The sequence below is a fragment of the Streptomyces sp. IBSNAI002 genome (assembly GCF_052244475.1).
Classification (GTDB): Bacteria; Actinomycetota; Actinomycetes; order Streptomycetales; family Streptomycetaceae; genus Streptomyces.
Genome location: NZ_JBQPXG010000002.1, coordinates 1,320,544 through 1,340,947, shown reverse-complemented (window position 1 = coordinate 1,340,947; position 20,404 = coordinate 1,320,544). Strand labels below are relative to the sequence as shown.

Annotated in this window: 16 protein-coding genes; 9 read left to right on the top strand and 7 right to left on the bottom strand. The window is 72.8% G+C overall.

The annotated features are described in order from the left end of the window. Positions 1-3: 3 nt before the first annotated feature. From ACTVZO_RS06495 to ACTVZO_RS06470, 6 genes are all read left to right on the top strand, one after another. On the top strand, positions 4-975 hold the full coding sequence (locus tag ACTVZO_RS06495; RefSeq protein ID WP_443297467.1) for a ParB/RepB/Spo0J family partition protein: 972 nt from the start codon (positions 4-6) through the stop codon (positions 973-975). A 70-nt stretch (positions 976-1,045) separates the two neighbouring features. Beyond that, complete coding sequence (locus ACTVZO_RS06490) at positions 1,046-2,482, top strand: MFS transporter (RefSeq protein ID WP_443297466.1); 1,437 nt, start codon at positions 1,046-1,048, stop codon at positions 2,480-2,482. Between the two features lie 72 nt (positions 2,483-2,554). Further along, on the top strand, positions 2,555-3,448 hold the full coding sequence (locus tag ACTVZO_RS06485) for an alpha/beta hydrolase (RefSeq protein WP_443297465.1): 894 nt from the start codon (positions 2,555-2,557) through the stop codon (positions 3,446-3,448). Continuing rightward, the gene (locus ACTVZO_RS06480) at positions 3,445-3,984 is read left to right on the top strand and encodes a hypothetical protein (protein WP_443297464.1); all 540 of its coding nucleotides are present in this window, start codon (positions 3,445-3,447) and stop codon (positions 3,982-3,984) included. The genes ACTVZO_RS06485 and ACTVZO_RS06480 overlap by 4 nt, the downstream gene beginning before the upstream one ends. A 13-nt stretch (positions 3,985-3,997) precedes the next feature. Continuing rightward, positions 3,998-4,993: an MsnO8 family LLM class oxidoreductase gene (locus ACTVZO_RS06475; protein ID WP_443297463.1), complete on the top strand. Its 996-nt coding sequence runs from the start codon at positions 3,998-4,000 to the stop codon at positions 4,991-4,993. After that, positions 4,990-6,435 carry a glyceraldehyde-3-phosphate dehydrogenase gene (locus ACTVZO_RS06470; RefSeq protein ID WP_443297462.1) on the top strand — a complete coding sequence of 482 codons (1,446 nt, stop codon included), beginning with the start codon at positions 4,990-4,992 and terminating at the stop codon, positions 6,433-6,435. Before ACTVZO_RS06475 ends, ACTVZO_RS06470 begins: the two co-directional genes overlap by 4 nt. A 69-nt stretch (positions 6,436-6,504) precedes the next feature. On the opposite strand, the gene ACTVZO_RS06465 is transcribed toward ACTVZO_RS06470, so the two are convergent. From ACTVZO_RS06465 to ACTVZO_RS06450, 4 genes are all read right to left on the bottom strand, one after another. Next, the gene (locus ACTVZO_RS06465) at positions 6,505-7,296 is read right to left on the bottom strand and encodes an ABC transporter permease (RefSeq protein ID WP_443297461.1); all 792 of its coding nucleotides are present in this window, start codon (positions 7,294-7,296) and stop codon (positions 6,505-6,507) included. Then, the gene (locus ACTVZO_RS06460; protein WP_443297460.1) at positions 7,293-8,303 is read right to left on the bottom strand and encodes an ATP-binding cassette domain-containing protein; all 1,011 of its coding nucleotides are present in this window, start codon (positions 8,301-8,303) and stop codon (positions 7,293-7,295) included. The genes ACTVZO_RS06465 and ACTVZO_RS06460 overlap by 4 nt, the downstream gene beginning before the upstream one ends. Before the next feature lie 63 nt (positions 8,304-8,366). Then, on the bottom strand, positions 8,367-9,212 hold the full coding sequence (locus tag ACTVZO_RS06455) for a DUF4097 family beta strand repeat-containing protein (protein WP_443297459.1): 846 nt from the start codon (positions 9,210-9,212) through the stop codon (positions 8,367-8,369). Positions 9,213-9,322: 110 nt separating this feature from the next. Then, on the bottom strand, positions 9,323-9,835 hold the full coding sequence (locus ACTVZO_RS06450; protein WP_443297458.1) for a hypothetical protein: 513 nt from the start codon (positions 9,833-9,835) through the stop codon (positions 9,323-9,325). Between the two features lie 716 nt (positions 9,836-10,551). Between ACTVZO_RS06450 and ACTVZO_RS06445 the strand changes: the two genes are divergently transcribed. The 3 genes from ACTVZO_RS06445 to ACTVZO_RS06435 all read left to right on the top strand — a co-directional run bounded on the left by ACTVZO_RS06445 (position 10,552) and on the right by ACTVZO_RS06435 (position 15,554). Further along, positions 10,552-11,772 (top strand): sensor histidine kinase, encoded by a 1,221-nt coding sequence (locus ACTVZO_RS06445; protein ID WP_443297457.1) that lies wholly within the window; start codon positions 10,552-10,554, stop codon positions 11,770-11,772. Continuing rightward, entirely contained in the window at positions 11,760-12,437 is a 678-nt protein-coding gene (locus tag ACTVZO_RS06440) for a response regulator (RefSeq protein ID WP_443297456.1), read from the top strand. Before ACTVZO_RS06445 ends, ACTVZO_RS06440 begins: the two co-directional genes overlap by 13 nt. A gap of 150 nt (positions 12,438-12,587) precedes the next feature. Next, positions 12,588-15,554: an AAA family ATPase gene (locus ACTVZO_RS06435; protein ID WP_443297455.1), complete on the top strand. Its 2,967-nt coding sequence runs from the start codon at positions 12,588-12,590 to the stop codon at positions 15,552-15,554. 131 nt (positions 15,555-15,685) lie between these two features. On the opposite strand, the gene ACTVZO_RS06430 is transcribed toward ACTVZO_RS06435, so the two are convergent. From ACTVZO_RS06430 to ACTVZO_RS06420, 3 genes are all read right to left on the bottom strand, one after another. Beyond that, positions 15,686-17,224, bottom strand: coding sequence for an ATP-binding cassette domain-containing protein (locus tag ACTVZO_RS06430; RefSeq protein WP_443297454.1), 1,539 nt, complete (start codon positions 17,222-17,224; stop codon positions 15,686-15,688). After that, positions 17,221-19,938, bottom strand: a complete 2,718-nt coding sequence (lanKC, locus tag ACTVZO_RS06425; protein WP_443297453.1) for a class III lanthionine synthetase LanKC — start codon at positions 19,936-19,938, stop codon at positions 17,221-17,223. The genes ACTVZO_RS06430 and lanKC overlap by 4 nt, the downstream gene beginning before the upstream one ends. Before the next feature lie 106 nt (positions 19,939-20,044). Then, a complete protein-coding gene (locus ACTVZO_RS06420) occupies positions 20,045-20,155 on the bottom strand; it encodes a class III lanthipeptide (protein ID WP_362586987.1) in 111 nt (36 codons plus the stop codon). Positions 20,156-20,404: the final 249 nt, after the last annotated feature.

Genomic DNA, 20,404 nt, shown 5'->3' with positions numbered 1-20,404 from the left:
ACCATGGGCAAGCCCGATGCGAGGAGCGCGGCGAGCACCTCCGACAGCGTCGTCGAGGTGCCGGTCGGCGCGCTGCTCTCCGCGGACTCTCCACGGGTCGTCCGCGTGGACGAGAGCCACGCCCAAGGCCTCGCCCACTCCGGCCGGTCGCTGCCCCCGCTGCTCGTGCACCGCGGCACCATGCGGATCATCGACGGAACGCACCGGCTGCGGGCCGCCGAACTGCGCGGGCACGACACGGTGGCGGTCACGTACTTCGACGGGAGCCCCGAGGACGCCTTCGTCCTCGCCGTCGAGGCCAACATCAGCCACGGCCTCCCGCTCACGCACGGCGAGCGGACGGCCGCGGCGTTACGGATCCTGCGGTCCCACCCGGACTGGTCCGATCGCGGCATCGCGCAGCGCACCGGACTGGCGGCCAAGACCGTCGGGGCACTGCGACGCCGCGCCGGTCCCGCGCCCGGCCCCCCGGGCCGCGTCGGCCAGGACGGCCGCACAAGGCCGGCCGACCCCGTACGCGGCAGGGAGGCCGCGGCCCGGCTGCTCGCCGGACGCCCCACGGCCTCCCTGCGGCAGATCGCGCGGGAAGCGGGCATCGCGCCCTCGACCGTACGGGACGTCCGGCGCAGGATCGGCGAGGGCGCGGATCCCGTGCCCGCCGTCCAGCGGCGCGCCGGCAACGGCCCTGCCCCGCCGCCGGCCGCGGTGCCCGCCCGGGGCCGCGGGCAGCCACTGCCCGCACTGGTCACCAGCCTCTGCAAGGACCCCCTGCTCAGGCTGAGCGAAGCGGGCAGGCTCCTGCTGCGCATGCTCGACCTCCAGGTGAGCGGACTGCGCCAGTGGGAGCGGATCGTCGCCGCGATACCCCCGTACCGCGCCGAGACGGCGGCCGCCGCGGCCGCCCAGTGCGCGCGGGACTGGCAGGAACTGTCGGAAGAACTACGGCGCCGTGCCTCGGCGCAGACCCCTGCCTGAGCCGGCTTCCCCGGCAAGTACCGGCCTTCGACGCAGAAGGCCTCCGTTGTGATGGAAAGGACGTATGGCGATGTCGGTTGTCGAGGGAGCGCGTGTTGACGCGGGTTCAGGGGAGGGGGGAGGTGCCGGGGGGCGGGTCCGTCTGGATGGCCGTCTGAAGCTGGTGCTTGTGGTGCTGCTGGTGGCGCAGTTCATGCTGGCGGTTGATTTCTCGATTCTGAATGTGGCGTTGCCGGTGATCGGTGACGGGCTTGGTTTCTCGTTGTCGAATCTGCAGTGGATCGCGACGTCGTTCGCTTTGTGTGCGGCGGGTTTCACGTTGTTGTTCGGGCGGGTCGCGGATCTGTTCGGGCGGCGGCGGTTGTTCCTGGTGGGTTTGGCGGTGCTGGGTCTGTCGTCTTTGGTGGGTGGGCTTGCGACGAGTCCGGAGATGCTGATCGTGGCGCGGGTGTTTCAGGGTCTGGCGACGGCGGCGGTGACGCCGGCGGGTCTGTCCCTGTTGACGACGTCGTTTCCTGAGGGTCCGTTGCGTCAGAAGGCTCTGGGTCTGAATGGTGCGCTGATGTCGGCGGGGTTCACGACGGGGGCGATTTTGGGTGGTGTTCTGACGGATCTGCTGTCGTGGCGGTGGGCGTTCTTCATCAATGTGCCGGTGGCGCTCGCGGTGTTGCTGATTGCTCCTGCGGTGATCAAGGAGTCTCGTCCGGGTGTTCGTCCGAAGCTGGATCTGCCTGGTGCGACTGCTGTCACTTTGGGTCTGCTGGCGTTGATTTACGGTCTGACGCAGGCGGGTGAGCGTGGTTGGGGTTCGGGTTCGGCGCTGGGCTGGCTGGTGGCGGGTGTGGTGCTGCTGGTGGCGTTCTATGTGATCGAGGCGAAGACGGCGAGTCCGTTGGTGCCGGTGAGTGTGCTGAAGAAGAGGACGGTGGCGTGGGGGAACGTGGCGGGTGTGGTCGCGTTCCTGACGGAGACCAGTCTGGTGTTCTTGATGACGTTGTATCTGCAGGAGGTGCTGGACTTCTCGCCGTTGGCGGCGGGGTTGTCGTTCGGTGTGCTGGGTGTGGGCACGGTGATCGGTGGTTCGGTGGCGCCTCGGGTGATCGGGGCGACGAGTACGCGGTCGACGTTGGTGATTGGTGGTGTGCTGCAGGCGGTGGCGACGTTGAGTCTGGTGGCTTTGGGTGAGACGTCGTCGAGTATGTGGCTGCTGTTGGTTGCGACGTTCGCTGGTGGTGTGGGGAACATGCTGGTGATCGTCGGGTTCATGGTGACGGCGACGACGGGGCTGCCGGATCACGAGCAGGGTATGGCGACGGGTCTGGCGACGATGACGCAGCAGATCGGTATCACGATGGGTACGCCGATCATGTCGGCGGTCGTCGCGGCGAACACGGACATCCATGCGGGGATCACGACCGCGGTCATCGTGAACACGGCGATCGTCGTGATCGGGACGCTGACCACCGTCCTCTTCCTCCGCAACAAGCAGGCCCAGCCCGGCAACTAAGGCAACTCCGCCTTGTGACAGCCCTGCCGCGGCGGCGAACGTTGGCCCCAGGCACGGAGGGAAGGAACCCCGATGGCAACACCCACCCACTCGGCCGCCGGAACGAACCGTGCCGCGGTCCGCTGGGAGCACGTCCGCATCCCCTCCCCGTCCGGCCCGGTCCCCGCCAGGGTGTACCGGCCGGGGGCGGCGGCACCGCACGGCTGGCTGGTGTGGGCCCACGGCGGCAGCTGGCGCGCCGGCTCCGCCCAGGACTGGCACGGCGCGACCGCCGAACTCGCCCGGTTCTCCGGCTTCGGCGTCGTGAGCGTCGACTACCGGCTGGCCCCCGAGGTCCGCCACCCGGCCATGGTCGAGGACGTCCTGTCCGCGCTCGACTGGGCCCGGGAACGGGCCGGGGGCGCCGTTCCCGTCGCCGCCGGAGGAGACAGCGCGGGAGGCACCCTGGCCGCCTGCGCCGCACTCGCCAGCCGCGACCGCGGCCTCCCCCTGGCGGCCCAGGTACTCGCGTACCCGCCGCTGGACCCCGGCTGCACCGCGGCCTCGTACCACCGCTTCCCCGACATGTTCCCGACCGCGCCCTACCTGGTCTCGGCCTGGCGGTCCTACCAGGCCCCCGGCCGGCCCCGCGCGGCCGACGGCACCCGCCTCCACAGCACCCCCTTCGAGGCGGCCGACCTGCGCGGACTCGCCCCGGCCGTCCTCGCCACGGGCGATCTCGACCCCGTCGGCGACGACGTCCACCACTACGCACGCCTCCTGCGTGCGGCCGGAGTGGAGGTCGCCCTGCGCGAGTTCCGCCAGACCGGCCACGGAGCCTTCCTGCAACCGGCCCGGAGCCCGGCCGGCCCCGGCCCGCACAGCCCCGTCACCCTGCGGGGCTGGCTCGGACTGGCCCTGCACCTGCTCACCACCGAACGCCCAGACGAGACCGACGCGACCGACGAGACAACGGAGCCGGCATGACCACCACCCCCGTCCACCCCACCTCCCAGGTCCCCAACCTCGACGCCCTGCTGCGGCACTTCGCCGACCTGCGCGACGGCGTCCACGGCGACGCGGCGACCCGCCCCGGCAAGGAGGAGCACTTCCGTACCGCCGCGCGCCTGCTGGACCCGTACGCCCGCCAGGCCCTGAACGAGCTCAACGACGAACTCCTCCTCGGGCAGGGAGTGGTGGACGCCACCGGCGTCGAGCGCGCCGGGGACGGCAGCCTCTTCCACGCCTGGACCCTGTGGTGGGACGAGCAGTCGACCGCCGACATTCCGCCGGTCACGCTGTACGCGCACTACGGCGCCTCCTTCCACCACCCCCACCTGCGCGGGGCCACCGTCTCCGAGTGGCCGCTGAACGTCTTCGACGACGCCCAGGCCGCCGCCGAACTGCCCACGCTGCGCGCCATCGCCGCCGCCGACCTGCACAACCTGGTCTTCCAGCGGGACTTCAGGATCGTGCCCGCGACCATGGCCGGCGCCTCCGGCCTCCCGGCCCACCAGCACTGAAAGGCGACGCACGATGACCAACCCCCGACTGTCCGTACTGGACCAGACGCCGGTCGGCGAGGACCACACGCCGGACCAGGCGGTGCGCGCCTCCGTGGACCTCGCCCGCGCCGCGGAAGACCTCGGCTACACCCGCTACTGGGTCGCCGAACACCACGGTTCCCCGGGCTTCGGGGGCAGCGCGCCGGAGATCCTCGCGGGCGCCGTACTGGCGCACACCTCGCGGATGCGGGTCGGCACGGGCGGGGTGCTGCTGCCCCGCTACCACCCTGTGAAGGTCGCCGAGGTCTTCGGCGTACTGGCCTCCCTCCACCCGGGACGCGTCGACCTCGGGATCGGCCGGGCCGGCGGCCCCGCGCACGACTTCCCCCAGCGGCTGGCGGACCTGCGCTCGCTCCTGGCCGACGGCGGCGTCGTCCCGCACCCGCCGGTCCCGCCGCAGATGTGGCTGCTGGGAGCGGGACGCGAATCGGCCCGCCTCGCCGGACGCCTCGGCACCGAGTTCGCCTTCGGGCACTTCTTCTCCCCGGCCGGCGGCCCGGCGGCGTTCGAGGACTACCGCACCGCCTACACGGCCGCCACCGGGCACCGGGCGGGCGGCGCGCTCGCCGTGCGCGTGGTGACCGCGGACAGCGCCGGCCGCGCCGAGGAACTGGCACAGAGCCTGCTGCTGTGGCGGGCCCGCAAGGACCTCGGCCACGACCGTCCGCTGCCCTCGTACGAGACCACCCGCCGCCACCGCTGGACCGGCGCGGAGCTGGAGCGGGCCAAGGTGCACCGGACGGCCCTGGTCTCCGGGGCGCCCGAGCAGGTGCACGCCGCGCTCACGGCACTGGCCTCGGCGCACGGGGTGGACGAGCTGATCATCAACACCCTGACGCCCGACCCGGCCGACCGGCAGCGCTCGTACGAACTGCTGGCCGAGGCGTTCGACCTCCCCCGCTTGATGGGCCAAACGGGGGACGGGTTAGCATATGAGCGCCGCCTAGCTCGAAAGATAAACCTGTGACTGTCAATGACGACTCGTTCACCAACTGGAAGAACCGCGAGGAGATCGCGGAGTCGATGATCCCGATCATCGGGAAGCTGCACCGGGAGCGGGACGTCACCGTCCTGCTTCACAGCCGCTCCTTGGTGAACAAATCGGTGGTGAGCATCCTCAAGGCGCACCGCTTCGCCCGGCAGATCGCCGGCGAGGAGCTGTCCGTCACCGAGACGATGCCCTTCCTCGAGGCCCTCGCCGCCCTCGACCTCGGTCCCTCGCAGATCGACATCGGCATGCTGGCCGCGACGTACAAGACGGACGACCGCGGACTGTCGGTCGCCGATTTCACCGCCGAGGCGGTCGTCGGAGCCACGGGTGCGAACAAGCTCGAGCGCGGCGAGGGCCGCGACGTCGTCCTCTACGGCTTCGGCCGCATCGGCCGCCTCGTCGCCCGCCTGCTGATCGAGAAGGCCGGCTCCGGCAACGGCCTGCGGCTGCGCGCCATCGTCGTCCGCCAGGGCGGCGACCAGGACATCGTGAAGCGGGCCTCGCTGCTGCGCCGCGACTCCATCCACGGCCAGTTCCAGGGCACGATCACCGTGGACGAGGCGAACAGCACGATCATCGCCAACGGCAACGCGATCAAGGTGATCTACGCCAACGACCCGTCCGAGGTCGACTACACGGTGCACGGCATCCAGGACGCCATCCTCATCGACAACACGGGCAAGTGGCGCGACCGCGAGGGCCTCTCCAAGCACCTGCGCCCCGGCATCGACAAGGTCGTCCTGACCGCCCCGGGCAAGGGCGACGTCCCGAACATCGTGCACGGCGTCAACCACGACACGATCAAGCCGGACGAGCAGATCCTGTCCTGCGCCTCCTGCACCACGAACGCGATCGTCCCGCCGCTGAAGGCCATGGACGACGAGTACGGCGTGCTGCGCGGCCACGTGGAGACCGTCCACTCGTTCACGAACGACCAGAACCTGCTGGACAACTACCACAAGGCCGACCGTCGCGGCCGTTCCGCGCCGCTCAACATGGTCATCACCGAGACCGGTGCCGCGTCCGCCGTCGCGAAGGCGCTGCCCGACCTCAAGGCGCCGATCACGGGCAGCTCGATCCGCGTGCCCGTCCCGGACGTCTCGATCGCCATCCTGAGCCTGCGCCTGGGCCGCGAGACCACCCGCGAAGAGGTCCTGGACTACCTCCGCGACGTCTCGCTGCACTCGCCGCTCAAGCGCCAGATCGACTTCACCACCGCGCCCGACGCCGTCTCCATGGACTTCGTCGGCTCGCGCCACGCCTCGATCGTCGACGCCGGCGCCACCAAGGTCGACGGCGACAACGCCATCCTGTACCTCTGGTACGACAACGAGTTCGGCTACTCCTGCCAGGTCATCCGGGTCGTCCAGCACGTCTCCGGGGTCGAGTACCCGACCTTCCCGGTCCCGGTGGCCTGATCCGCCGCCGCACCACGCACCGCACCCCCGCCCCGGCCGTCCGGGGGCGGGGGTGCGCTGTCTTGACCCCTACTTCGGGTCGCGGTTGAACAGCGACGTGGACCAGAGGTAGCCGAGCACGGCCAGTCCCAGGCACCAGGCCACGGCCAGCCACCCGTTGTGGCCGATCCCGGTGCCGAGCAGCAGCCCGCGCAGGGTCTCGATGGCCGGGGTGAACGGCTGGTACTCGGCGATGGGCCGGAACCAGCCCGGCATCGCGTCGACCGGCACGAAGGCGCTGGAGATCAGCGGCAGGACCATCAGCGGCATGGCGTTGTTGCTGGCCGCCTCGGCGTTCGGGCTGGACAGGCCCATGCCGACGGCGATCCAGGTGAGCGCCAGGGACACGAGCGTCAGCAGGCCCACCGCCAGGATCCACTCCAGGGCGGTGGCGTCCACGGACCGAAACCCGATGGCCACCGCGACGGCACCGACGAGCAGCACGCTCATCACGCACTGCAGCACGCTGCCGATGACGTGTCCGACGAGCACGGAACCGCGGTGGATCGCCATCGTGCGGAAGCGGGCGATGATGCCCTCGGTCATGTCGTTGGAGACGGACACCGCGCTGCCGATCGTGGTGCCGCCGATGGTCAGCATCAGGATGCCGGGGACGAGGTACGCGATGTACTCGGACCGGTCCGCCCCGCCGTCCCCGATGCCGGCGCTCATCACGTCGCCGAAGATGTAGACGAAGAGCAGCAGCAGCATCACCGGCGTGAGCAGCAGGTTCAGTGTGAGGGACGGGTAGCGCCGCGCGTGCAGCAGGTTCCGCCGCAGCATCGTGGACGAGTCGCGCACGGCGAGGGAGAGGGAGCTCATCGGGCATCTTCCTTGCGCTGGTCGGGCCGGCCCGGAACCGCGGAGCCGGTCAGGGCGAAGAACACGTCGTCGAGGTCGGGCGTGTGCACGGTCAGCTCGTCCGCCTCGATGCCGGCCGCGTCCAGCCGGTCGAGGATGGAGCGCAGCTCGCGCTGGCTGCCGTCGCTGGGGATCTGCAACGCCAGCGCCTCGTCGTCCCGGGTGGCGTCGCGCAGCGCGGAGGCCGCGGAGCGGTAGGCGGCCGGGTCGGTGAAGCGGAGCCGGACGTGTCCGCCGGGGACGAGCCGCTTGAGCTCCTCGGCGGTGCCCTCGGCGGCGATCCTGCCGTCGTTCAGCACGGCGATGCGGTCGGCGAGCTCGTCGGCCTCCTCCAGGTACTGCGTGGTGAGGAAGACGGTGACGCCGTCGGAGACGAGCTCGCGGATGATCTGCCACATGTTGTGGCGGCTGCGCGGGTCGAGGCCGGTGGTCGGCTCGTCCAGGAAGATGATGCGCGGTGAGCCGACGAGGGTCATGGCGATGTCGAGGCGGCGCTTCATGCCGCCGGAGTAGCTCTGCGCGGGCTTCCCGGCGGCGTCGACGAGGTCGAACCGCTCGAGCAGTGCGGCGGCGACCCGGCGTCCCTCGCGCTTGGACAGGTGGTGCAGGTCCGCCATGAGGAGCATGTTCTCCTCGCCGGTGATCAGCCCGTCGACGGCGGAGAACTGCCCGGTGACGCCGATCGCCGCCCGCACCCCGTGCGGGGACGTGGCGACGTCGTGGCCCGCGACCTGGGCCTGTCCGCCGTCGGCCGAGACGAGGGTGGAGAGGATCTTCACGGCAGTGGTCTTGCCGGCGCCGTTCGGGCCGAGCAGCGCGAACACGGACCCGGCGGGGATGTGCAGGTCGATGCCGTCGAGGACGGTCTTGTCCCCGTACGACTTGCGCAGACCGACGGCGGAGACGGCGGCGGCCGGAGACGGCAGGCCGTCACCCCGCCTTGAGGTGGGCATGACAGAAGAAGGCATGGGGCCCTCCCGTTCGGGGCTGGAGTGGTTGGGGGGGAGTAAGGGATGGGGGGAGCGGGCGGGTCAGGCCTTGGCGCGGCGGACGTCGATGTTGCCGTACCGGGTGCGGGCGCGGATCTTGACGGTGTCCTCGGCCTGTTCCGGGCTTTCGGACGCCGTGAGCGTGTTGCGGACCTGGCCGGAGTTCGAGCTGACGTCGAGCCAGGCGGCCGTGCCCTCGCGCACGCCGACGTCGATGGCGCCGTAGCTGGTCTCCAGCTGGACCTCTCCGCGGACCACTTCCCCCACGCGCAGCGTGCCGTGGGCGGTGGTGGCGATGACCGAGTCCTCGGCGCGCCGGATCTGGATGTCACCGTTGGCGTTGCGCACCCGCAGCTCGCCGGTCGCGGCGCCGACGGTCGTGGTCCCGTGCGAGTTCTTCAGGACGGCGGGGCCGTCGAGGAGGCCGACGCTCACGCTGCCGGTGCTGGTGGTGATCTCGGCCGCCCCCTCGACCCGGTCCACGGTGATCGAGCCGTGCGACGCCACCAGGTTCAGCGGGCCGGTCGTGTCGAAGCGGGTGTCGCCGGAGGAGGTCTTCACGCGGACCTCGCCGAGCCGGCCCTCGCCGAGCACCTGGGCCCAGGCGCCGGTCATGTCGACGCGCGAACCCGTGGGCAGCTCGACCGTCACGTCGACGGTGCCGGTGCGGCCGACGAGGTAGCGCGTCTTGGGCGTCCTGACGGTCAGTACGCCGCCCGCGCAGGTGATCTCGGTCTGGCCTGCCGCCCGTACGTCCAGGTCCTTCTTCGGGTCGCGGGGCCGCACCTCGACCACGGTGTCGAGGCGGTCGCCCGCGGTGAACTGGATGGAACCGGCCTCCACGTGCGCGGTGACCGAGATCGGTTCGGGAGTGTCGAAAGAAGGCATGGCTGTCCCGTCCTCTTGGGTCTTCAGGGCGTCCCCGCTGGTGGGACGTGGTGTGGGTGAGGTGGTGCGGGTGGAGCGGTGCGGGCGGAGTGGCGCGGGCGGAGGCGCGGCTAGCGGACCCAGCCCGTGAAGCTCTGTCCGATCTGGGTCTTCTCGGGCGTGCGCGGCCGGCTGCCGCCCTCGACGGCGGCCGACACGGCCCGCACCAGCCACGCGTTGACCGACAGGCCCTCGCGGCCCGCGGCCTCCTCGGCGCGTGCCTTGAGGTGGGCCGGCAGCCGCAGGTTGACGCGGGCGGTGCCGCCCTCGTCGCCGTCGCCGGGTGCCGGCGCCGTCAGTGGCTCGACGGGTGCGGTCGGCTCCGTGTGGCTGCCGCCGGTGGGCGGGAGCGTCACCACGAAGTCGGGGTCGAGCCCCCGCAGCCGTACGTCGACCGAGCCGGGGGCAAGTTCGCGGGTGATCTCGTCCATCGCGGCGGAGAGCACGTTCAGCATGGTCAGCCGGGTCGCCGACTCCAGGGGGGCGGTGAGCCGCTCGGCCAGCTCGCGTGCTTCGTCGCCGCCGGCTTCGGCGGCCACCGCGAGTTCGCGGCGGAGGGTGTCGATGTACGGCGTGAGGTCCATGACGTCATCATGGCACCACGATGGCGCCATGCGCAAGCCTGGGGGCTCCCTGTGGGGGCCACCTCTGTGTGCGACCCTTCTGACCTGCGAAAATGCAGTGGCGGCGATCTGGGTAAGGGTGGCGTCATCGGTGTTGCTGTGCCGCTGTGCGCGTGAAATGGCTCTGCTTGGCACCGCGTGGTGCCAAGCAGAGCCATCCGGTGGGCGGGCGGCCGGCCGGTCAGAAGTCGAGGACCACCCAGGCGGGGCCGTGGTCCGAGCCGAGCTCGTACCGCGCGTCCTCGCCCGACTTCTTGAACCGGTGCGTCCAGGACCGTCCAGGACCCCGACGCCGACGGAGGCGGCACGTCGGCCTTGGGCGGGCGGGTCTCCAGCGGGTGTGTGAGGGCCTCCTCGAGCGCGAGCGCGAGCGCGAGCGTGGGCGAGTCGGGCGTGTCGTTTATGTCGCCCAGCAGGACGAACCGTCCGTCGGGGCGGGTGCGGGCGGCGAGGATCCGGGCGATGGCCTCCGCCCGCAGCGTCCGGAGGCGGTCGTGGTTGTCGAAGACCGTCAGCAGGTGCCGGTCCGGGTCCCGCGGATCCAGGATCTCCACCTCCAGCAGGTCCCGGCTGAACAGCCGTTGGCCGGGCAGCTCGGGATGGGGCGCGTGCTGCCAGGAGGTGACCGAGGGCTGGCCGGATGCCGCCGTTGGCATGGACCTGCTGGGGCAAAATACGTGACATCGGTGATGATCGCGGGCGGGGTGGTGTGGTCGGTGGCGTCTTTGTCGACAAGGCGATTACGGGCACTGCGCAGGACGACCGGGGTCGGGTCGGGGCTGCAGCGCGCCCAGTCCTTCATGATCCTGACCACCCTGCTCTACCGGACGAGCCATCTGACGGTCGGCGTCCTGGCGGTGGCGCAGCGCAGGCACGACCTCCCCCTCCAGTACGCCGGCCTCGCCGCCGCCCTGGGGCTCAGCGCGCTCGGCTACGGCGCGGCCCTGCGGCGCGGCTGGTTCGACCCGCGGCACGTCTGGGCCGACGTCCTGGTCACCGGGTGCGTGCTGCCGCTCCTCCTCTGTACGTGGGGCGGGGTAGGGGAACCCGCCCTGCTCGGCTGGGCGATGCTGCTCGGCGGGTCGTCGAGCGCCGCCGCGGCCATCGCCCTCGACCGCCGGCTCCACGTCCTCGCCGCGGTCGTGCTCCTCCTCGTGACCCACCTCATCGGCTACCAACTGGTCGGCGCGAGCCCCGCGGTCATCGGCGGCCACGTCAACTCGCTGCTGTCGTCGGCCGTCATGGCCTGGGTCATGTGGTGGTACCTGCGCCGCCAGGGACGCCTCCTCGACGACGCCAACGCCCGCGCGCTCGCCGCCGAGGCGCACAAGGCGCGCTACGCCGAACGCCTGGAACACCACCGGGCCCTGCACGACACCGTCCTGGCCACCCTCACCACCCTCGCCGCGGGCGGGATCGACGCCAACGCACCCCGGGTGCGCGAACGGTGCGGCCGCGAGGCCGCCTACCTGCGCCGGCTGATCCAGCAGACCGCCGACGAGGTGCACCACCGGGAGATCGGCGAGGCACTGGAGGAGGCGGTGGGTTCCGTGGAGAGCCTGCAACTGCGGGTCACCGCCCAGTACCACGACCTCCCGCAGGTGCCGCCCGAGGTCGCCGCCGCGTTCGGCGACGCGGCCCGCGAGGCCCTGAACAACGTACGGCGGCACGCGGGCACCGGACACGCCTACCTCACCGCGACCCGGGGCACCGACGGGCGCGGCGGAGCCGTCGTCACCGTGGTCGACCGGGGTCCCGGTTTCGACCCCGAGCGGTACCTGCCCGGCCTCGGGCTGCGCGGCTCGGTCTGCGGGCGGATGGCCGAGGTGGGCGGCCTGGCGACCGTGGACACCGCCCCCGGCGAGGGAGTACGGGTGGAGCTGAGATGGCCGCGGTGACCACCGTCGCGGTGGTAGACGACGACCGGATGCTCCTCGACGGCATGAAGGCATGGCTGGGCGCGGTCCCGGAGCTGCGGCTGGTGGCGACCGCGGCCACGGTGGGCGAGCTGATCGGCGCACCCGCCGCGGCGGGGCCCCCGTACGGGCCCGCCCGCTCGGGCTACGTCCCGCCCGACGTCGTCCTCCTGGACCTCGTACTGCGCGACGGCTCAGCCCCCGCCGACAACATCCGCCGCCTGCTGCGCACCGGCAGCCGCGTCCTGATGATCAGCACCGTCCCGGACCGCTCCCGGATCATCGAGGCGCTGCGGGCCGGCGCGGACGGCTACCTGACCAAGGACAACGACCTGCCGACGCTGGTCGCGGCCGTCCAGGACGTCGCGGCGGGCCGCGGCACGCACTCCGCGGAACTCGCCTTCGCCTGCGCCCACGACGACCGTCCCGACCGCCCCCGGCTCTCGCCCCGGGAACGGCAGGTCCTGCTCGACTACGCGTCCGGGATGACCCTCAAGTCCGCCGCCCGGCGCGCCGGCATCACCGTCCACACGGCCAAGGACTACCTCGACCGTGTCAAGGCCAAGTACCAGCAGGCGGGCCGCCCCGCCTACACCAAGCTGGACCTGGCCCGGCGGGTGCGCGAGGACAGTCTGGACGGGGGCTGACCCCCTCGCGCAAGCCCCCCAAAAGGACGGCTACAGACCGCGCTTCCCGCTTCGTATCGTCGGCTCCGGCGACGTCCCCGCCGCCGCCCGCTCCGCCAGGCGCCCCCGCTTCCGCTTCCCCGCGCACCAGGAGAGGCAGATGACTCACCGATGACACAGCCGTACGACCACACCGCCACCGCCACCGCCATCGACGGCAGACGCCACCCCGTCCGAGGCGAACTCGTCGGCAGGGAAGCCGAGATGGCGCAGATCACGGCCGCCCTGGCCGCCGCCCGGCACGGCCGGGGAGGAACGGTCTTCGTCACAGGAGAACCCGGCATCGGCAAGACCCGCCTCGCCGCCGAAGCCCTCGCCGCCGCGGCCCGGCAGGGCATGGTCACGGCGCAGGGCCGGGCCGGCACCCTGGGCGCACCCGTCCCCTACCGGCCGCTGGTCGAGGCGCTGCTCCTGCTGTCGCGGGCCGGGCTGCTGCCCGAGCCGGGCGGGCCCGGCCGCTACGGAGCCGCCCTCGGCGACCTGCTGAACGGGAGCCGGGGCGCGGGGGCCGGCGCCGGGTCCCCGCTCGTGGTCGCCGAGGCGGTACTGCGCCTCGCGGCCGCCCTCGGGCGGGAGCGGGGCTTCCTGCTGGTCCTCGACGACCTGCACGAGGCCGACACCGGGACGCTGGCCGTCGTCGAGTACCTGCTGGACAACATCGGGCAGCAGCCCGCCGTGCTCCTGCTCGCCACCGGGAGCGACCCCTGCACGGCGGACGAACTGGCCGCACGGGCCCGCCAGCGCGGGGCCGCGACGGTGCTCGGCCTGGCCCCCCTCAGCCGTCCCGAGGTGCACCTCCTCGTCGCGGCCGAGCTGGGGACCCACCCGGCCGAGGCCGGCCCCGAGCTCGTGCGGCGCGCGGCCGCCGGCGGTGCCGGGATCCCGTTCGTGGTCAAGGAACTGGCCCAGGACTCCGCCGGCCGCCCGTCCGGCGACGGCCGGACCCCGCCGGTCCCCGCCGCCGTCGTGGACAGCGTCCGGCGCCGGGCCGGGAAGCTCGGCCTGTTCGGCCGGGAACTCCTCAGCACGGCCGCCCTGTTCGGCCCGCGCTTCCCGCTGCCGGTGCTCCAGCACGCGACGGGCCGCGACCCCGCGGAGCTGCACGTGACCCTGAGCGCCGCGGTGGCCGCCCGCCTGATCGTGCCGGACGAGACCGGCCCGCACTGGTACGCCTTCCGCTACCCGCTCGCCGCGCAGGCCCTCCTCGACGGCCTCGGCCCCGGAGAACGCGCCGGGTACGCGCGGCGGGCGGCCCGCGCCCTGGCCGAACTGCACCCCGGGCTGCCGGGAACCTGGTGTGCGCGGGCCGCCGAGCTGTACGGGCACGCAGGCGACACCCGGGAGGCCGTCCGGCTGTACTGCGAGGCGGCGTCGCGGGCGATGAGCGGGGGCACGGCGCAGCGGGCGGCGGAGCTGCTGGTCCGGGCGCACGGGCTCCTCGACCCCGCCGCCGAGCCCGCCCTGTACGCCACCGTGCTGGAGCAGCTGCTCGACGCCGTGGCCTGCTCGGGCCGCTTCGACCGGCTGCCCACGCCGGCCGCCGGCCTCGAAGCACTGGGCGGCGAGCACGCGGTACCCGCCGGACGCCGGGCCGGGCTCCACGCCCGGCTGGCCCGCATCGCCACCCTCCAGGGCCGCTCCGCGGAAGCCCTCGGGCACCTGGACGCCGCCCGCCGACTGCTCGGCGACGGCCCGGGCCCGGCCGCGGCTCCGGCCCACGCCGCCCTCGTCGACCTCGCCGCGGCCCACGCGGAGCGGAGCCGGTTCGCGCCCGACCGGCTGGCCACCGCCGCCGCGTTCGCCCGCCGGGCGGCGGACGCGGCCCTGCGCGCCGGCCTGCCCGAGGTGGAGGGCGAGGCCCTGCTCGTGCTCGGGGAGCTGGCCCGGGAACGGGACGAGCCGGCCGCGCAGGTCCACCTCGCGCGGGCCCGCACCCTCGCCCACGAACACGGTCTGCCCGCACTCGGGGTGTCCGCCGAGGTGCACCTGGCCCGGACCGCGGCGCTGCGCGACGGCCGGACCGCACGGGTCGAGCAGGCCCGTCGGGAGGCCCTGCGGATGGGCCTGCTGCCCCTGGCGCACGAGACCGGCTTCGTGCTCGCCCTGGACCACGTCCAGCGCGGCGAGTTCGGGCCCGCCCGCGACCGGATCCGCGCCGAGGCCGCCGAGGCGTCCCGGCTGGGACTGGGCCGGGCCCTGGCCCTGCTGCGGCTCGCCGACGCGGTGCGCTGGGCGCACCAGGGCCGCCGTGCCGAGATGGAGGAGGCGCTGGAGGCCCTGGCACCGCTCGTCGACCACGCGCCGGGCCTGCGGTCCATGGCGTACGGCCTCGCGCGGGCGTTCTGCTCGCTGCTCGAGGAACGGCACGACGCGGCCGGGCAGGAGTTCGCGCAGGCCCTCGCGTACGACGCGGAGAACCCGGCCACCGCCGACTTCGGCAAGCACGGCGTCATCCTGCTGCTCGGCGTGCTCGCCGGGCGCATGGGCCGCCGCCACCACGCCGAGGCGGCGCGGGCGAGCGCCGGCGGCACCCGCTGGAACCGCCCGTTCGCCGGCCTGTCGCAGGCCGTGCTGCTGGGCCGCGAGGGCCGCACCGCCGAGGCGACGGCCGCCGCGCGGGCCGCCCTGGAGGCGGCCGAGCCCCACCCCGTGGCACGCCACCTGTGCCTGCGGCTGGTCGCGCGCACGGCGTACGCGGACGGCTGGGGCGCCCCGGCCGACTGGCTGCGCGAGGCGGAGGAGTACTTCCACGGCGTCGGCCTCCAGGCGGCCGCCGGCGCCTGCCGGGCCCGGCTCCGCGGCATGGGCGCCCCCGTCCGGCAGCGCCGCACCGGGACCGAGCAGGTGCCGCCGGTCCTGCGCCGGTGCGGCATCACCTTCCGCGAGTTCGAGGTGGCCCGGCTGCTCGCCGAACGGATCGGCAACAAGGACATCGCCGGCCGGCTGCACATCTCGCCGCGCACCGTCGAGAAGCACGTGGCGAGCCTCCTGCAGAAGACCGGGCACCCCAACCGGTCCGCGTTCGCCTCCGCCGCCCGCGACCTGGTCGCCGGCAGCGGCGCCCCGGTCCCCGCCTAGGCCGTCTCTTCCGGATCTCGCCTGACCCGCCAAGATCCGAAAGAGACGGCCTGGACGTACTTTGCTTTCGCCCGGTGCGGCGAGAGCGCGTGCCAGGCGTCGCGGGGCAGACGGGAGTTTGACGACAGGCCCTACTGCCGTGACCGGGAGAGCGTGCCGGCCGCCGCCAGGGTCACCACGCGGTCGAAGCGGCCGTCGAGGTCCTCGTCCCCGTGGTGCACGACCAGGAGGGCGCGGCCCTCGGTGCGTTCGCGCAGGGTCCGCAGCACCAGGTCCCGGCCGTCCGCGTCGAGGTTCGAGAACGGCTCGTCGGCGAGGTACACGTCCGCGTCCTCGCACAGGAGCGCCGCGACCCCGACCCGCTGCCGCTGGCCGGACGACAGCTCCGAGGGCAGCTGGCCGGCCAGCCCGTCCAGGCCCATCGACGTGCGCAGCCGCCCGTCGGCGACCAGTTCGCGTACCGGCAGGGGCGGCAGGTTCACCGGGACGGTCAGGCTCGCCACCCGGGGCGGCAGGGTGACCTCGCCTGTGTCGGGGGCGAGGGTCCCGGAGACGAGGTGCAGGAGGGTGCTCTTGCCGCAGCCGTTGGGGCCGCGGAGCAGTACGTGCTCGCCCGCGGCCAGCTCGAAGTCCCCGATCGACACCTCGGCCCCGTCGCCGTCGCCGTACCGGACCCTCGCCCCGCGGACCCGCACCAGGGACCCCTCCTCGTGGTACGGCGTCTGCCGGGAGTCGCGCAGGGCCTGGATCCGCTTGAGGACCGCCGTGCTCCGGCGGGCCTGCGGGATCATGTTGACGAGGTCGAAGATCCCGGTGACGGCCCGCCACAGCGAGTTCACGAAGGCGAGGAAGCTGCCGAAGGACATCCGGCCCGAGAAGACGAAGAAGGCGCCGATGACCATCGACGCGGTGTCCGACAGGTTCATGACCAGGTCGCTGAGGGTCTTCTGCTTCAGCGACAGGCGGTAGTTGACGAACTTCAGGCCGAGGAACCCGCGCAGCGCGTCCTGGTTCACCGCGCGGGTGCCGGGCAGCAGCGACGGCAGGCCGCGCAGCGCGTGGAAGGCTTCCAGGGTCCGGGTGAGCCCGTTGATGTACCGCGCCTCCGCCTCGCGTTCGGGCTCGGTGTTGTCCTCGATGCGCCGGGCCAGCCGGTTGCTGACGAGCACCAGCGGCGGCACGATCACCAGCAGGATCAGGCTGGCCTGCCAGGACAGGTACAGCAGCACGCCGAGGAAGACCAGGGAGGCGACGGCCTGCCGGGCGATGCGGATGGCGACGTCCACGGCCGGCAGGACGCCCTCGGAGACGTCGTTGTGGATGCGGCTCACGTAGGAGGCGTTGCCCGCCGCCGAGATCTTCCGGCCGTCCAGGGCGACGGTGCGGCCCAGCAGCTCCGTCTCCAGCACCAGCGTGAACGCGTTCTCGCACCGCTTGCGCCACGTCGAGATCCCGTAGCCCGCCAGGTTGAGGGTGAGCCCGAGCACCAGGTAGCCGGCGCCGAGCACGAGGAACCGGCGGAAGTCGGCGGCCAGGATGGCCTGGTCGAACAGGGCCTTGAGCAGGAGCGGGTGCAGCAGCGCCTCGAGCCCGCCCGTGGCCGCCTCGGCTGCCATGATCACGACGAACCGGGTCCGGTGGCCGCTCAGCGTGAGCCACAGCTGCCTCACCGCGATACCTCGTCCAGCAGGAAGTCGGCCGTGCCGCCGCGGTTCACGCGGTGCAGCACGCGCAGCACGCCCGCCGAGCCCGTCAGGTAGTCGCAGGAGCAGCGCAGCAGCCCCTCACCCGGGACGCCCAGCGGGGCCGCCCCGTCCCCGCGGGGCACCCCGAAGCGCTCCGCGGGCTCGAAGAGGAACACTTTCCGGACGAAGTCGAGCTGCCGCAGCGCGGTGTCGCGGTACGAACGGTCGCCGGTGAACTCGGCCGCGTCCAGCAGCGCGTCGGCGACGCCGCTCATCCCGAAGGCGTACCCCGGCAGCACCGAGTGCCCGGCGTCCAGCCCGCGCAGGACGGTCCGCGCCGAGTCCAGGTCCCCGTAGCGCAGCAGCACCTGCGCCACCCCCGCGGAGCCCACCTCCACGTACGGCTCCATGGTCCCCTCGTGCTCGAACATGACCGGGCTGCCGGGGACCTCGGGCTCCAGGGGCTTCGCGTGGGCCATCTCCCAGGCGAGCGCGTCCTGCCCGATCCGCAGGCAGCGTTCCTCTCCGGTGACCTGGTACATCCGCAGCAGGAACAGCGCCACACCGGCCTGACCGAAGCCCAGACCGGTCAACGGCCCCTTGGACGAGAACGCGTTCAGCCAGTAGGCGTACCGGCCCTCGCGCTGCGCGGCGGCGCACAGCACGCGCGCGCACTCCCGCGCGGCGGCGAGGTCGCGCGGGTCGTGGCCGCGCAGGAAGAAGCGCAGGTTCGTCATGCCCAGCCCGGCGAGGCCGTAGTAGAAGGTGTGGTCGCCGGTCTCGGGCGCCCGCCGGTTGGCCAGGTTCAGCAGCTCGCGGGCCTGGGCCCGCAGCCCGAGCGAGTCGGCCGCCCAGGCCATCCCGGCCAGGCCGCTCATCAGGCCGTCCGGGTACTCCGCCACGTCCATGCGGGCCAGTTCGTCGCGCAGCCAGGCACGCCATTCGGGCCGGATCGGGATGCCGGAGGCGTGCAGCGACCACAGGACGCCGCCGGCTCCGAAGCCCAGGCTCAGCGGGTTGGTGACGTGGGCGAAGGGGTCCACGGGGAACAGCGTCGCCCGGTCGGTGTCGGCGACGGCCTCGACGAACGCGGCCACCCCCGCCTCGGCCTCCGCCAGACCGAGCCGCTCCTCGGCCACCGGCCGCCGCGGTGCCGCCTCGACCCGGCCGACCAGATCCTCCTCCTGTTCCAGTGCCTCGAGCACCTCGGGGAGGGTGATCCGCGCCTGGGCCAGGCCGGTGAGCAGCTCGTGGATCCGCTCCGGCCAGCCCAGGGCGTCGGTGAAGACCCGGTAGGTGGCGAGTACGTCCTCGCGCAGGTACGACATCGCCGCGATCGGGAAGATGAAGTAGGCCATGGTGTTCGCCAGGCCGTACAGATCGCCCTCGGTCCCCGAGGCCTTGAAGAGGCTCCGGGAGAGGCTGAACCCCGGTGTGAACAGCTCCACCGGCTTCTCCAGCGCCGCGTCGTCGCTCACGGCGCCGTCGCCCGCCTCCCTGCCCCCGCCCCCGGCCAGCCGGCAGGCCTCCAGGTCGACGATCGTCACCTCGTGGGTGTCGGTGTCGATGAGCAGGTTCGCCGGGGTGAAGTCCCCCAGGATCACCCCGCGTTCGTGGGCGGACCGGATGGCGCGCGCCAGGCCGCGGAAGACGGCGATGAAGATCCGCAGGAACTCCCTGGACCGGTCGATGTCGAACTCCGGCCGCGCCAGCGGGTTGCGTTCGAGCAGTACGGAGCGGACGTCGGAGCCCTCGACGAACTCCTCGGCCACGTAGTGGTGTTCCCAGTGCCGGAAGGTGGCGATCGGCTTCGGGTACGAGCCGGCGTCGGCCAGCCGGTTCAGGAACCGCCACTCCCGGGCGAGGATGTCCACGGCGTCGTGGTCCTGGCGCGGGTTGATGTTGGTGTGCGGGCGGGCCTCCTTGAGGACCACCTTGCGGTCCCCGTCCGCCGTGTCCTCGGCCGTGTACACACCGCCGCTGTTGGAGAACTGGATCGCCCCGGTCACCCGGAAGCGGCCGCCGAGCAGTCCGTCCCCCTCGTCCTCGTCGGCGGGCTTCCAGTCGGTGAACGGCCACGGCACCCACCACGGCTGGGCGTACCCGGGCCGCCGGTCGTCCGGTACGGGCCCGTCCGGTCCGGTGATGTGCGGTACCCGCCGGCCCAGGACGTCGACGGCGTGCGTGTCGAGGAACTGGCCGTAGCGGAAGTAGAGCGCCTTGCTGTCCCGGTAGCGCAGGTCCGACAGCACGTAGGCGCCCTCGACGCCCTCCAGGACGCGGGCCAGGTCGGCCAGGCAGGTCCGGAACTCCTCGTCGTCGCGCGGGTAGACGGTGACGAGTTTCCCGCCGCTGCCCCGGGACATGGCCTTGGAGTTGAGCATCTCGAAGATGTTGAGGTCGAGAGCGATCTTGAAGTCGATCTCGTGCGCCGTCAGATGGGCGATCACCGACGCGGCCGTTTCCCGCACGGTGTGCTGCGCCGCGGAGACGTGGATCTTCCAGCCCTGTGCCGGCAGGTCCGGATCGTGCCGATGGCTCCACCAGATGCCGCTGCGGACGAACCGTGCCCGCACCCGCTCGTCGAGCCCGGCGAGGAAGTGGTCGGCCCTCGGCTCGTAGAAGACGTCGAGGGGATCGAAGAACAGCGTGTCGTCCCACGCGAAGAGGAATCGGTAGACCCATCGTTCGTCGCGCATGTCCGCCTCTGTGATCGTCCGGGGGCCGCCGCCGGCGGCTGGTGGGCACCGGGGAACGGCGGTCCGTACGGGGACACAGCGCGTCCCGTACGGACCGCCGTCGGGGTTACACCGGCTTGGTGGAACAGCAGGTGCTGCTGCTGCTCGTCAGGCTGATGACGGCAGCGCTGTTGTTCGTCGCCACGGGCTGCAGGTTCTGGAGCTTGAGTACGCTCATCGGGGTCACCTCCTCGCGGGTCGAGTGGGCCGGTGGTCGGAATCGCCGTACAGGGCCGATCGGCACGCCCGAGTCAACGCCACCCGCCCCGCCCGCACATGGGAGCTCCCCACCCGTCATTCCCGTGCGCCACCCCCAGGAACGGCCCCCCGGACGGGCCGCGAATGGTGGTGGGCCGCACGGAGGCGGCCCACGGGGAAGTACCGGCGGGGAGGTGCCGGGGAGGAAGCGTCGGGGTGCGGAAACACG

Excerpts from the sequence above, each read along its gene's own strand:
- ACTVZO_RS06480 (WP_443297464.1), top strand. The coding sequence starts at position 3,445 with ATGACCACCACCCCCGTCCACCCCACCTCCCAGGTCCCCAACCTCGAC.
- ACTVZO_RS06450 (WP_443297458.1), bottom strand. The coding sequence starts at position 9,835 with ATGGACCTCACGCCGTACATCGACACCCTCCGCCGCGAACTCGCGGTG.
- ACTVZO_RS06475 (WP_443297463.1), top strand. The coding sequence starts at position 3,998 with ATGACCAACCCCCGACTGTCCGTACTGGACCAGACGCCGGTCGGCGAG.
- ACTVZO_RS06440 (WP_443297456.1), top strand. The coding sequence starts at position 11,760 with ATGGCCGCGGTGACCACCGTCGCGGTGGTAGACGACGACCGGATGCTC.
- ACTVZO_RS06435 (WP_443297455.1), top strand. The coding sequence starts at position 12,588 with ATGACACAGCCGTACGACCACACCGCCACCGCCACCGCCATCGACGGC.
- ACTVZO_RS06490 (WP_443297466.1), top strand. The coding sequence starts at position 1,046 with ATGTCGGTTGTCGAGGGAGCGCGTGTTGACGCGGGTTCAGGGGAGGGG.
- ACTVZO_RS06465 (WP_443297461.1), bottom strand. The coding sequence starts at position 7,296 with ATGAGCTCCCTCTCCCTCGCCGTGCGCGACTCGTCCACGATGCTGCGG.
- ACTVZO_RS06460 (WP_443297460.1), bottom strand. The coding sequence starts at position 8,303 with ATGCCTTCTTCTGTCATGCCCACCTCAAGGCGGGGTGACGGCCTGCCG.
- ACTVZO_RS06485 (WP_443297465.1), top strand. The coding sequence starts at position 2,555 with ATGGCAACACCCACCCACTCGGCCGCCGGAACGAACCGTGCCGCGGTC.
- ACTVZO_RS06455 (WP_443297459.1), bottom strand. The coding sequence starts at position 9,212 with ATGCCTTCTTTCGACACTCCCGAACCGATCTCGGTCACCGCGCACGTG.
- ACTVZO_RS06495 (WP_443297467.1), top strand. The coding sequence starts at position 4 with ATGGGCAAGCCCGATGCGAGGAGCGCGGCGAGCACCTCCGACAGCGTC.
- ACTVZO_RS06420 (WP_362586987.1), bottom strand. The coding sequence starts at position 20,155 with ATGAGCGTACTCAAGCTCCAGAACCTGCAGCCCGTGGCGACGAACAAC.
- lanKC (WP_443297453.1), bottom strand. The coding sequence starts at position 19,938 with ATGCGCGACGAACGATGGGTCTACCGATTCCTCTTCGCGTGGGACGAC.